Below are 13,761 nucleotides of genomic sequence, written 5' to 3' on the forward strand. Positions count from 1 at the left end.
ATTAGGGTGGTACCACGACAACTCTCGTCCCTTATTGCGCAAGCAGTATGTGGATTGAGAGTTTTTTTGATTGTTTTTGATAAAAGAATCCTGTGGAATCACCCTGTTAGTTTACCCTCCTCCTCTGCTACGACACCGCGTTGTTGGAGGGAAGAATTACTTTGGTTTTAAGGAACGTCTCCTGCCGGAGAACAAACCTTGACGATTATAGATATACAAACCTAAGGAGGAAGAAACCATGTACAAAGTGTTAGTGTCAGATCCAATCAGTGATCTGGGAATTCAGCAGCTGGTGGATGCAAGTGATGTCGTTGTCGAGAAGAAAACCGGACTTAGTGAAGATGAGCTTGTTGCCATTATCGGAGATTATGATGCCCTACTCGTTCGTAGCCAGACCCGTGTTACTGAACGTATTATGACGGCTGGCACCAATCTTAAAGTGATTGGACGCGCAGGAGTTGGCGTAGATAATATTGAACTGGAACCTGCTACACAACGCGGTATCATTGTCATTAATGCACCTGACGGTAATACCATTACGACTTGTGAGCACACTTTTGCCATGATGATGGCACTGGCACGACATATTCCGCAGGCATATGCCAAAACGATTCAGGGTACATGGGATCGTAAAACGTTCCTCGGTGTGGAGTTAAGAAATAAAACACTCGGTGTACTCGGTATGGGAAGAATCGGTAGCGAAGTAGCCAAACGCGCCAAAGCATTCGGAATGGACATTCTCGCTTATGACCCGTTCCTCACAGAGGAGCGTGCCGAGAAACTGCAAGTCAAGCTGGCAAGTGTGGATGATATTATCCGTAATGCAGATTTTATGACTGTGCACACTCCACTCACACCAGAGACACGTCATATGATTTCCCGCCCGCAATTTGAAGTCATGAAAAAAGGCATGCGTATTATTAACTGTGCACGCGGCGGTGTAGTTGACGAAATGGCGCTTGTAGAAGCGATTGATGAAGGAATTGTTGCTGGAGCAGCATTCGACGTATTCGAAAGCGAGCCACCTGCAGCAGATCATCCATTCCTGAATCATCCAAGCATTATCGTTACACCTCACTTGGGCGCATCAACCGTAGAGGCTCAAGAGAACGTTGCGATTGACGTATCTGAACAAGTTCTTCACATTCTTCGCAATGAACCATTTAAAAATGCGGTTAATATGCCAGCTGTCGCACCAACCGTCATGAACAAACTGCAACCCTACTTTAAATTGGGTGAAACATTGGGAAGTTTTGCAGCACAAATTACTCAAAATGCAGTCCAAGAGATTCGCATTGACTATGCGGGTGATCTGTCAGAAGTGGATACATCACCGCTCACTCGTTACATTGTGAAAGGCATTCTAGCAAGACATCTGGGCGGAGAAGCCAATATTGTCAACTCCATGCACTTGGCCAAAATTCGTGATCTGAATGTGGTTGTGAGCCAAACCTCTGCTACAAAAGGATTCACAAACCTAATCACCGTAACACTTGTAACAACACAAGATGCTGAAGAACGCCGCGTGGCAGGTACGCTTCTTGCAGGATACGGCGAACGTATTGTTCGTCTTGATAAATTCCCTGTAGATATTGCGCCGGAAAGCCATCAAATTTTGATCTCGCACAACGATAAACCGGGTATCATTGGACGTGTAGGTACTTTGCTTGGTCAAAATGACGTAAACATCGCATCCATGCAGGTTGGACGTAAAATTATTGGTGGTGCTGCGATCATGATCCTCACCGTTGATAAAGAAGTGCCAAAAGATGTGTTGGTTCAGCTTACATCTCTGCCTGAATTAAATACAGCTGTTGAGATTGTGCTCGGTTAATACAAAGGACTCATTAAATGAAAAAAAGAGACGGGAACATATTGCTCCCGTCTTTTTTGCGTTCTGTGAGATTAAGGACAGTTAACTTAATTGAATAATCGTTAATGTTGCACCTGGTGGTGCAAGTACAGCCGTGGCCACAAGGCCGAAAAGCTGAAGTTGGATTGTCGAACCGGCTGTAGCCGAGACGATAAATTCTGTTTGCAATTGACTCAAGGAAAGCGCGGGCGAGACAACACTGGCTGGAATCGCTGTGCCATTAAGCAACACCCGGGACTGTATCAGGGCTGCAGCTGTTAAACTGATTTTGTAAGAAATAAAGTATCTTCCTGTGTTAGCCAAAGTAAACGTATCGCTAGAGCCATTGACCGTAATACCTGTTCCAATGTTTTGATTGTTTGTCAATGGAATCAATGTACCACCCAAAAGAACAAGGATCGTACCACTCGTATTTTCAGCAAAAGCTGAGGTTGCTGTTACGGACGTACCTGTGGCTCCTGTGGCTCCGGTATCCCCCGTTGCCCCTGTACCCGTAGCTCCGGTTGCGCCTGTAGCACCAGTCGTTCCTGTTGCTCCAGTTGTACCCGTCAAGCCTGTGGCTCCTGTGGTTCCGGTTGCACCCGTAATGCTTGCGCCAGTTGCTCCCGTCACTCCGGACGTACCCGTTACACCAGTCACCCCGGTCTCGCCAGTCGGTCCTGTAACTCCCGTGGCTCCAGTCACTCCGGACGTACCCGTTGCACCCGTCGCCCCGGTTTCGCCAGTCGGTCCTGTAACTCCCGTGACTCCGGTTGCGCCAGTAATGCTTACGCCGGTTGCTCCCGTCACTCCGGACGTACCCGTTGCACCAGTCACCCCGGTTTCGCCAGTCGGGCCCGTTACTCCTGTGGCTCCGGTCACTCCAGCAATACCGGTCGCGCCCGTTATTCCCGTTTCCCCAGTTCCCCCTGTCGCCCCGGCACTTGCTAGTAACGTATAATCCGGCGAGGTGCCTGGCGTGCCCGTTGGCGAGGCTACATTCGTGATATACGTACTGCCATTAAACGTTACCACTTGACCGGCCGGATACGTCGGGGCTACTGCTGGGTCAAATGCCACGATGCCACTTAAACCAACGCCGGTGGCCCCCGTCGCTCCCGTAATACTTGCACCGGTGGCTCCAGTCTCTCCGGCTGTACCCGTGGCTCCAGTCAACCCGGTTTCACCAGTCACTCCCGTTACTCCTGTGGCTCCGGTCACTCCAGCAATACCGGTCGCGCCCGTTATTCCCGTTTCCCCAGTTCCCCCTGTCGCACCTACACTTGCTAGTAACGTATAATCCGGCGAGGTGCCTGGCGTGCCCGTTGGCGAGGCTACATTCGTGATATACGTACTGCCATTAAACGTTACCACTTGACCGGCCGGATACGTCGGGGCTACTGCTGGGTCAAATGCCACGATGCCACTTAAACCAACGCCGGTGGCCCCCGTCGCTCCCGTAACGCTTGCACCGGTTGCTCCAGTATCTCCGGCTGTACCCGTGGCTCCGGTCACACCGGTTTCACCCGTCAATCCTGTTACTCCTGTGGCTCCCGTTACTCCAGCAATACCGGTCGCACCCGTTACTCCTGTTTCTCCAGTGACACCAGTTATACCTGTCGCACCTACACTTGCTAGTAACGTATAGTCTGGCGAGGTGCCTGGCGTGCCCGTTGGCGAGGCTACATTCGTGATATACGTGCTACCATTGAACGTCACCACTTGACCGGCCGTATACGTCGGGGCTACTGCTGGATCAAATGCCACGATGCCACTTAACCCTACGCCGGTGGCCCCCGTCGCTCCCGTAACGCTTGCACCGGTTGCTCCAGTATCTCCGGCTGTACCCGTGGCTCCGGTCACACCGGTTTCACCCGTCAATCCTGTTACTCCTGTGGCTCCCGTTACTCCAGCAATACCGGTCGCACCCGTTACTCCTGTTTCTCCAGTGACACCAGTTATACCTGTCGCACCTACACTTGCTAGTAACGTATAATCTGGCGAGGTGCCCGGCGTGCCTGTGGGCGAGGCCACATTGGTGATATACGTGCTACCATTGAACGTCACCACTTGACCGGCCGGATACGTCGGGGCTACTGCTGGATCAAATGCCACGATGCCGCTTAATCCTATGCCCGTGGCCCCCGTCGCTCCCGTAATGCTTACTCCGGTTGCTCCGGTCACTCCGGCTGTTCCCGTGGCGCCAGTCACACCGGTTTCACCCGTCAATCCTGTTACTCCTGTGGCCCCGGTCACTCCAGCAATACCGGTCGCACCCGTTACTCCTGTTTCTCCAGTGACACCAGTTATACCCGTCGCCCCTGCACTTGCTAGTAACGTATAGTCTGGCGAGGTGCCTGGCGTGCCCGTTGGCGAGGCTACATTCGTGATATACGTACTACCATTAAACGTCACCACTTGACCGGCCGGATACGTCGGGGCTACTGCTGGGTCAAATGCCACGATTCCACTCAACCCTACGCCGGTGGCCCCCGTCGCTCCCGTAACGCTTGCACCGGTTGCTCCAGTCTCTCCGGCTGTACCCGTGGCTCCAGTCACACCGGTTTCACCAGTCACTCCCGTTACTCCTGTGGCTCCGGTCACTCCAGCAATACCGGTCGCGCCCGTTATTCCCGTTTCTCCAGTTAAACCTGTCGCCCCGGCACTTGCAATCAAAGTATAATCCGGCGACGTGCCCGGTGTACCTGTAGGCGAGGCCACATTGGTGATATACGTACTGCCATTAAACGTCACCACTTGACCGGCCGGATACGTCGGGGCTACTGCTGGATCAAATGCCACGATGCCACTTAAACCTACGCCGGTGGCCCCCGTCGCTCCCGTAACGCTTGCACCGGTTGCTCCAGTCTCTCCGGCTGTACCCGTGGCTCCAGTTAACCCGGTTTCACCAGTCACTCCCGTTACTCCTGTGGCTCCGGTCACTCCAGCAATACCGGTCGCGCCCGTTATTCCCGTTTCCCCAGTTCCCCCTGTCGCACCTACACTTGCTAGTAACGTATAATCCGGTGAGGTGCCCGGCGTGCCTGTAGGCGAGGCTACATTGGTGACATAAGTACTGCCATTAAACGTCACAACTTGACCGGCCGGATACGTCGGAGCTACTGCTGGGTCAAACGCGACGATTCCACTCAACCCTACGCCGGTGGCCCCCGTGCTCCCTGTTATACCTGTACTACCCGTTACACCTGCCCCAGTAGCACCTGTTCCTCCTGTGACTCCTGCACTTGCTAGTAACGTATAATCCGGTGAGGTGCCCGGCGTGCCTGTAGGCGAGGCTACATTGGTGACATAAGTACTGCCATTAAACGTCACCACTTGACCAGTTGGATACGTCGGAGCTACTGCTGGGTCAAACGCGACGATTCCACTCAACCCTACACCCGTCGCTCCAGTTGCACCAGTAACTCCTGTCGATCCTGTAGCTCCTGATGGTCCTGCTCCAGCAAGTAATGTATAATCTGGTGAACTTCCTGGTGTACCCGTTGGTGAAGCCACATTGGTGATATACGTACTACCATTAAACGTCACCACTTGGCCTGATGAATACGTCGGGGCAACAGCCGGATCAAATGGTATAACTCCTTCTAAACCTATACCAGTTGCTCCGGTTGCTCCAGTTGAGCCTGCTCCGGCAAGCAACGAATAGTCCGGTGAACTTCCTGGTGTACCCGTCGGCGCGGCGACATTTGTAATATATGTGCTACCGTTAGACGTTACAATCTGACCTGCTGGATATGTCGGCGCTTGAGCAGGATCGAATGGTACAATCCCTGTAAGCCCGACGCCTGTAGGGCCGGTGGCCCCCGTCGTTCCCGCACCGGCGATTAATGTATAATCAGGTGAACTTCCAGGCGTACCTGCCGGTGAAGCGACATTGGTAATATACGTACTACCATTGAACGTCACCACTTGGCCTGATGAATACGTTGGCGCTTGAGCTGGGTCAAAAGTAATAGCACCGTTAAGACCTACCCCAGTAGCTCCTGTCACTCCTGATGCAGCGATCAATGTATAGTCCGAAGATGTACCTGGTGTCCCTGTCGGACCTGCCACACTGGCAATATACGTACTGCCATTATAGGTAACGACTTGACCTGCTGGATATCCAGGTGCAAGAGTAGCATCAAAGGCAACAGCTCCAGAAAGCCCTACACCCGTTGCCCCGGTTGCACCTGTAGAACCAGCAGCAAGCAAAAGCGTGTAATCAGGTGAACTTCCAGGTACACCCACCGGGCCATTTACGTTAGCCACAAAAAGACTTCCATCATAACTAACTACCTGGCCCTGCGCGTAAGTTGATCCAGCTGCAGGGTTAAACGTTGTAATATTGTTTAATCCTACTCCCGGAACTCCTGTCGCTCCTTGTGGACCTTGTGGACCTTGTGGACCCTGCGGGCCTATAGGGCCGACAGCACCCGCAGAACCAGCTGGCCCTGTTGCACCTGTTGGACCAGTAGCTCCTCTCAATCCAGGAACTCCAGGGACCCCTGGTACGCCCGGAACACCGGGAGGACCTGCTGCCCCTGTAATTCCCCCCGTACCAAAAGTCGTTGTGGCTCTGCTTAGCGAGATAGATATGGAGCGAATTAATCCGACTAACCGATCTTTTACTTCGGGAGGTACCTCCAAAAGCAATGTTACACTTAACAAGTCATCCAACAGATTTTGCAAATTCCCTGCGAGATTAATTAAAGCAACAGGAATGACTTCAGAAGAAGCAATGGTCAGTTCTAATACAGCTTGAAGCTCTGCTTTTACCCCAGCTCGGAACTCAGATTCATTCACAAAAGTAAGTAACTGACGTAATCCGTTCTGCAACGCAAGTATATTTGATGCACTCGGCTGACTAATTGCACCGGGAATGGTTACAGCAAGAGAACGAAGAATCGACTCATATTGCTCAAGCTCACTAGCTGTTATGGGTATAAACGGCGAACCTGCCCGGAATGATCTCCCTTCCAAGAACGCTTTAATATTTACTCTTTTACGTCCATCGGACATACTTTAATCAATCCTCCTTAGACATCTTATTTTTCAATCTTATGAAGGAGGAGTTCAAAAATTATCTTGGACATTTTTTTGCGGACAAAAAAAGGATACGATCTTGTTCCACGTTGAACAAGATTAAACGGAATACTTCAACAAAAAAACACCCTCTATCAGAGGGTGTTTCGGCACATTTTGTTTAAAATCAACCTATTTCGAAGATTCTACCGGAAATTGTAATATAAACTCCGTTCCTTCACCTAGCACACTATTGACATGAATCGTGCCCTGATGAGCATCTACGATGTTTTTTACGATCGCCAAGCCAAGCCCGGTTCCCACACTTTCTCCCCGAACGCGAGCTTTATCCGCTTTATAAAAACGTTCAAAAATAAAAGGTAGGTCAGATGTAGGAATACCCACACCCTGATCTTTTATACTTATTCTCGCAAAAGGAGCACGCAAGTTAGTTACAAGTTCAGCAGAAATTTTCACACTTTTACCAACAGGTGTATGTCTGAATGCATTATCCAGTAAATTCGTGAATACTTGCTCCAGCCTGTCTTCATCTGCTTGTTGAAGTGAGATCATCTGCTGTTTGCATTCGAATTGAAGTTGAATCCCCTGTTCCTTCGAGCGCACCATAAATTTGCGATAAATACGTTCGAGAAGTTCACCGAGTTCAACTTCCTTCATGTTCATGTCGGTATGCCCTGCATCCATACGGGCCAGATCAAGTAAATCCTTGACCAATCTACCCATCCGCAGTGACTCATCGTGAATGACCTGAATCAGCTCTTCACTCTCTTCGGGCGATGTTGCCATCCCGTCAAGCAAAGCCTCGCTGTATCCCTGCATCATTGATAACGGTGTACGAATCTCATGAGATACATTGGCAACGAAGTCTCGGCGCATCTTCTCCATTTTCACTTCTTCGGTAACATCTCGCAAAACAGCCACCGCGCCTCGCACCACACTATCTGCATACAAGGGAGCCATTTGAACAGACCATACTCCTTGCTGCACATGAACATTGGAACTCTGGTCCCCGCCTTGCTCCATCACCAGTCTGAATAAGGGGACAAGCGGTTCGGGAACATCACGGGACGGGTTCGCAGAAGGATAACCATCCAACCCCTCATCCTCCTGAGCCCAGTCGAGAGCATACCATGCCTGCATAATTTTCTCACCAGGCGGATTCGTCAAAATGACCTTGCCTTCACCATCAAAAGTAATCACCGCATCCGTCATGCTTCGCAGCACACTTGCCAAATGCTCCTTTTCATGATTCAAATTACGAATGGTATCTTCCAGTTGAACAGCCATGTGATTAAACGTATTGGCAAGTTCACCAATTTCGTCATTGGTACGGAGAGAAAGTCTCGTTCCATAGTTCCCTTTACGGATGGCATTAGCTGCCTGAATTAATTGTTGCATAGGCTGTGTAATTTTGGTGAACAGAAATAATGCAAAAAACGTTGTTAGACTGAATCCGACAATGCAAATATAAGTAAACAGCCTTTTGATGTCCCTAGATTCAGACTCAGCAAAGTTGGTATCGATATAGGGTAGCAGAAAGAGCCCCAGCGCAATCAGTACACAGCCCACAAGGCATATAATTGTAATCCATAACTTTCCAACCAGTGATCTCCAGAAAGCAAAGTTATTTCGGTACTTCCAGTTTATAACCGACACCCCACACGGTTGTTATCATCGCTGCCGATTCAGGTGATACCTTGTTCAGCTTCTCGCGAAGACGCTTCACATGGGTATCCACGGTACGAAGATCACCGAAAAATTCATAGTTCCATACATCCTTAAGCAATTCTTCTCTGGAGAAAACCTTATCCGGCGATGTTGCAAGGTAATGCAACAATTCATATTCTTTAGGTGTCAAACTGATCTCTTCACCACCCGCAGTCACCCGGTGTGCATCGTGCTCAATAACAAGATGCGGGAAAACAATATTGTTGCTTGAATTGCTTTCCTTGGAAAGATACGCTGTTGCCGAAGACCGACGCAGAATAGCCTTCACCCGGTAAATCACTTCACGCGGACTGAATGGCTTCACCACATAATCATCTGCCCCTACTTCAAAACCTTGTACACGGTTAATCTCTTCCCCCTTTGCGGTAAGCATTAATACAGGGGTAGATTTCACCTGACGAAGACGGGTACACACTTCAACACCATCCATGCCCGGGAGCATAACATCTAGCAAAATCAGGCCGTAATCCCCGGCCGTTGCTTTACGAAGGGCTGTTTCGCCGTCTTCCGCTTCATCAATTTCATAACCTTCTTTTTCAAGATACATTTTAAGCAACCTGCGGATTCTTTCTTCATCATCTACGACCAAAATACGATTCTCATGTTCTGACATGCCCACTCAAGCCCCTTTACAATAACTCCTCATCACTTCTATTATGTTCGATCTTGCGAACAATATTTGAATACCTGTTTTAATGAAACGGGTATATCATGAATTACCGTAGTTTTGCCACTACTTTTAACTGACTTTACTAGTCTGCTCCAGCATAGGAATGCAATCCTGCAATGATCAGATTTACACCAACCAGTGTAAACATGACAACCAGGAAACCGAGCACAGCAAGCCAAGCGGACTTCTGTCCCTGCCATCCTTTGGATAAACGCAAGTGCAAATACACACTATAATACAGCCAAGTGATCAGTGCCCATACTTCTTTGGGGTCCCAGCCCCAGAAGCGACTCCAGGCAATTTGTGCCCATATCATAGCAAAGATCAGAGCTCCCAGCGTAAAAATAGGGAATCCAATCGCAATAGCGCGATAACTGATCTCATCAAGGTCATCTGCATCAATTCCATTCATCATCGGTTGCAACGCTTGTCCAAGCGGTCTGCGTACAACTAAACGAATGATTCCGTACAGAATCAGACCCGTAAGGATCGACCAGATGACTGTATTCAGCTTACGTCCTGCATTCACGCCATTCATCCATGAAGGCGTTTCAAGCAACGGTTCCTTCATTCCAAGGAACGGTTTCAGGCTCTCCACTTCACTATTATATGGAGCAAAAATAGGAGGCATGCGATAAATCACTTTCTCTATTGTACTATTTTCCTCTCCCTTTGTGTCAATGGTGACTGTTTTCTGTACAAAAACGGCCTCATAACCGGATGCACGGAAGGCAAACACTGTTCCAATAAATCCGATCACCACAACGATGGTAATGAGCGTGAACTCCACCCATCCGCGCTGACGACGAGAAGATTTGTCTTTTCCACTAAAATCAACGGTACGAAGCAGATACATAAATCCCGCAGCAAAACCTACAGCGAAAAACGCTTCACCCAAGGCTGCCAGCGTAACGTGGATCTTCAACCAAATCGATTGTAATGCGGGAATCAATGGCTGAACTTCCTGTGGAAATACGGCTGCATATGCCATAATGATAATCGTGAGCGGAAGTGCAAACAAGCCCAGCAGAGATTTGCGGTAAATTGCGTACACAACGATAAACGCTACCATAATCATCATGGATAAAAAGGACATAAATTCGTACATATTACTTACCGGAATATGGCCTGCACCAATCCAGCGGGTGATAAAGAAGACCAAGTGTGCTGTCAACGCAACCGTAGATGCGATAAACGCCCGTTTACCCCAACGATTCATATGATCGATCGGATCACGGTTACTCCATTTCTTGCCCATGACGGCAACAGCATATAACAAAAATGCAGCACAATACAGAAAAAAGGATACGATAAATGCATCGCTGCTGAAATCCAGTATACTCATGCTTGGTTCCCCCCGTTATCCAACGACTTCTCATCCACTTCCAGATTCATCTGTTTCAAAATGCCAGCAACTTCTCGTCGGAAGCCGAACCAGTTCTTGTTGGTATGCCCGCCAAGCGTAATTCGCCCGTCATCGAACCGAATCCAAATGCGACGATGATGCCAGTAAAAGCCCATGACAAGACCCAGCATGACAATGCCAGCCCCTACCCATACAAACGGCATCGCTTTGTCCACACGTATATTCAGGTAGCTTACCGATTGAATAAGATCTACCTTGTCCATACTGTCGACCTCCAGTTGTAATGGAAGTTTCCCTCCTACAAGCTGGCGATTGATCGCGTCCTGTTGAAAGCGTTGCTTGTCGATTTGTTTGGCAAAATATAAGTATTGAATCCCCTTCTCTGGCAGATCCGGACCTTCAATATGAAATAGAAATGCAGGTGCATTGGGTGAAGGTGATTTTGATTTCGGTTCACCCTTATCATCCAGAGCAAAATCCATAAATTTTTCTTTCACCGTCAATGTGTATGGTCCCGCCTCAAAGGTGCGTTGCGTATCCATCATGTCAATCTTCAAAGAACCGTATACCTCACCCGTTTTCACATTGACCAGATCCGGTGTCACCGAACGAATCGTCGGGGTTAGGTCATAGTCAAACTGGTATGCTTTAAGACCTTGGTAATTCAGCGGCTGGTTTACCCGCACGTCATGTCTTGCAACCTCGGCAAGCTGAGGTTTTTTGGAGAGATCCGAACAATCGGCTGTGCATTCGTACAAAACAACCTTGGTTTCAAATAACTTGGGAACCGTTTTATTCAGATTTTTGAACTGCTCAGGGACTTCGTCGTCACTATAAAACTCCACATTAAACTTCTCATTTTTCAGATACATGGACGTGTTTGGAATTTTTTTAATTTCCCCTTCAGGAAAAGCAACATGTTCGTCCAGATTTAAACCCGGAAGTCCGCGAGCGAGAACAGCGAGCAGAAAAATAATAAGTCCGATATGAATCACATAAGGGCCCCAGCGGCTAAAACGTTGCTTCTCCGCAAGCAAAGCATCCCCTTGTGTGTGAACACGATACCCCTTCTTACGAAGCGGAGTAACCGCTTTCTTAATCCACTCTTCAGGTGCCTCTTCTACAGAACCTTGATACACAAGTCGCTGCCGCGTCAGGAATTGCAGGTGTTTCCGTATTCGCTGTTTGTTCAGCGCTTTGTACAGTGGAAGCACACGATCCAGACTACAGATCACAAGCGATGCTCCGATCATCACCAGCAGTAGAATAAACCACCAGGATTCATATGTATGAGACAGACCGAGAAGATAATAAATATGGCCTAACTGACCATAAGTTTCTTTGTAATAAACCGAAGGATCAATATTCAGAAATGTACTTTCTTGCGGGTAGATCGTACCTAACATCGAACCAACGAGCGTGAGCACAATCATATAAACTGCAATTTTGACAGATGAAAAGAAATTCCATATGCGATCAATAATATTGGGATTACTTCGCTGTGAACGCCGAGCCATCCCATCATAACGCATCTCTAACACTTCATTTGATTGAGCGGTTTCCTCCTGAAGCGGCTTACCACACGCCTCGCACAATACGGTTCCTACCGGATTCTGATGACCACACTCACATTTCGTATTTTGGAACACAAGTAGACCTCCTGTCAGGGCTGCTTCGCCAGCTGTGAGATTTGAGCGTCAAGTGTGTCCAAATCCAATTGCCCGATATGAATAGTGGAGATTTTTCCCGTTTCAGATACGAAAAACGTTGTTGGCATCGGAGAGATCCCATAGTCTCGAACGGAGTTTTTATCCCGGTCCAACATAATCGGAAATGTAACACCCACCTGCCGTACAAAATTATCTACCGTCATCTGATCTTCTCCAACGTTGATTCCTACAAATTGCACACCTTTATTTTTCCATTTGTCAGCCTGCGCTTGAAGAGCAGGCATTTCTTTCACACAAGGCTCACACCATGTGCCCCAAAAATTGATAACCATCGCTTTTCCCTGATACTCATCAGACGTATGAACTTGACCATCCAGGCCCAGCAGTTCAAAAGAAGGGGCTCGATCCCCTTCCTTTGGCTTGCCATTCGAGCCGGATACCGATGTTGTAATCGCGTATCCACCCAACACCAGGATCAAGCACAAAATAACGATTTGCACCGTTCTTCTTGATTTTCCCATGTGCTGCTCCCCTTTAAAGTGACGATAATATTGATTTGCCTTCTTGTTATAGAAACTGTGAACACTCTATGAACAATTATAGCGAATTTCGTCACAAATCTGCGGCGGTTTTATGAAAATTATGTGTCCTCACATTACCTTTTTTTCATTTTTTTGGCGGGTTCCGATTTTGCGAGCGTAATCAGATTGTTAACTTCCTCTTTGGTCAGATTACGTGTCAGCCCTCTTTTCAGATTTTGCAACAAAATGCCTCCAAACGAAATCCGCTTCAGACGAGTTACCGGATGATTGATTGCCTCAAACATACGTCTTACTTGACGGTTTCGTCCCTCATAAATCGTAATTGAAATAACAGCCTCATTGGTTGCTGTGTCCACATCTTTGTACTCGACCTCTGCTGGCGCTGTCATACCGTCTTCAAGCATAATTCCATTTTTGAGCTTTTCCAGTTCCGTACCATGGGGTACCCCTTTAACCGTTGCCAGATACGTTTTGGGTACGTGATGTTTAGGATGCGTCAGCAGGTGCGCAAATTCGCCATCATTGGTCAGAATAAGCAACCCTTCGGTATCATAATCAAGACGTCCTACCGGATAAACACGTTCCTTAACACCTTTCAGATAATCCGATACAATTTTCCGGCCTTCCGGATCTGATGCGCTTGTAATAACCCCTTTAGGTTTATTCAGCATCAAATACACTTTTTTCTCACTGCGGATCGGTTTTCCATTGACCGTAATGATATCCTCTTCGGGGTTTGCTTTCGTACCCAGTTCGGTTACGACCTCCCCGTTAACTTCCACTTTGCCGGACAGGATCAGTTCCTCACTCTTGCGGCGGGATGCAATGCCTGCCTGTGCGATAATTTTTTGTAATCTTTCCATGTTTGTCATGTCACCTCACACTAA

General features: G+C 48.4%; 8 protein-coding genes and 1 other annotated feature (1 of these 9 cut by a window edge). Of the genes, 1 reads left to right on the top strand and 7 read right to left on the bottom strand.

From position 1 onward, the window contains the following. Positions 1-35: a binding site (T-box leader), on the top strand; it begins 196 nt to the left of the window's first position. Positions 36-238: 203 nt separating this feature from the next. Next, positions 239-1,834, top strand: coding sequence for a phosphoglycerate dehydrogenase (gene serA, locus FS818_RS10590; protein WP_090917287.1), 1,596 nt, complete (start codon positions 239-241; stop codon positions 1,832-1,834). Between the two features lie 81 nt (positions 1,835-1,915). Here the strand turns inward: serA and FS818_RS29490 are convergent, their stop codons facing one another. The 7 genes from FS818_RS29490 to FS818_RS10635 all read right to left on the bottom strand — a co-directional run bounded on the left by FS818_RS29490 (position 1,916) and on the right by FS818_RS10635 (position 13,737). Next, on the bottom strand, positions 1,916-6,874 hold the full coding sequence (locus tag FS818_RS29490; RefSeq protein ID WP_186375456.1) for a BclA C-terminal domain-containing protein: 4,959 nt from the start codon (positions 6,872-6,874) through the stop codon (positions 1,916-1,918). Between the two features lie 195 nt (positions 6,875-7,069). After that, positions 7,070-8,467: an ATP-binding protein gene (locus FS818_RS10610; RefSeq protein ID WP_145332848.1), complete on the bottom strand. Its 1,398-nt coding sequence runs from the start codon at positions 8,465-8,467 to the stop codon at positions 7,070-7,072. A gap of 55 nt (positions 8,468-8,522) precedes the next feature. After that, complete coding sequence (locus FS818_RS10615; protein ID WP_110894386.1) at positions 8,523-9,239, bottom strand: response regulator transcription factor; 717 nt, start codon at positions 9,237-9,239, stop codon at positions 8,523-8,525. Positions 9,240-9,378: 139 nt separating this feature from the next. Beyond that, positions 9,379-10,641 carry a cytochrome c biogenesis protein CcsA gene (gene ccsA, locus FS818_RS10620; RefSeq protein WP_145331766.1) on the bottom strand — a complete coding sequence of 421 codons (1,263 nt, stop codon included), beginning with the start codon at positions 10,639-10,641 and terminating at the stop codon, positions 9,379-9,381. After that, on the bottom strand, positions 10,638-12,311 hold the full coding sequence (gene resB / locus FS818_RS10625) for a cytochrome c biogenesis protein ResB (RefSeq protein ID WP_145331767.1): 1,674 nt from the start codon (positions 12,309-12,311) through the stop codon (positions 10,638-10,640). Before resB ends, ccsA begins: the two co-directional genes overlap by 4 nt. 14 nt (positions 12,312-12,325) lie before the next feature. Continuing rightward, positions 12,326-12,853, bottom strand: a complete 528-nt coding sequence (locus FS818_RS10630; RefSeq protein WP_145331768.1) for a redoxin family protein — start codon at positions 12,851-12,853, stop codon at positions 12,326-12,328. 134 nt (positions 12,854-12,987) lie between these two features. Beyond that, positions 12,988-13,737 (bottom strand): pseudouridine synthase, encoded by a 750-nt coding sequence (locus FS818_RS10635; protein WP_123062202.1) that lies wholly within the window; start codon positions 13,735-13,737, stop codon positions 12,988-12,990. Positions 13,738-13,761 lie beyond the last annotated feature (24 nt).

It is taken from the genome of Paenibacillus xylanexedens, from assembly GCF_007680605.1.
Classification (GTDB): Bacteria; Bacillota; Bacilli; order Paenibacillales; family Paenibacillaceae; genus Paenibacillus; species Paenibacillus xylanexedens_B.

Coding starts and splice junctions, on each gene's coding strand:
- FS818_RS10615 (WP_110894386.1), bottom strand. CDS start 9,239: ATGTCAGAACATGAGAATCGTATTTTGGTCGTAGATGATGAAGAAAGA.
- ccsA (WP_145331766.1), bottom strand. CDS start 10,641: ATGAGTATACTGGATTTCAGCAGCGATGCATTTATCGTATCCTTTTTT.
- FS818_RS10630 (WP_145331768.1), bottom strand. CDS start 12,853: ATGGGAAAATCAAGAAGAACGGTGCAAATCGTTATTTTGTGCTTGATC.
- FS818_RS29490 (WP_186375456.1), bottom strand. CDS start 6,874: ATGTCCGATGGACGTAAAAGAGTAAATATTAAAGCGTTCTTGGAAGGG.
- serA (WP_090917287.1), top strand. CDS start 239: ATGTACAAAGTGTTAGTGTCAGATCCAATCAGTGATCTGGGAATTCAG.
- FS818_RS10635 (WP_123062202.1), bottom strand. CDS start 13,737: ATGGAAAGATTACAAAAAATTATCGCACAGGCAGGCATTGCATCCCGC.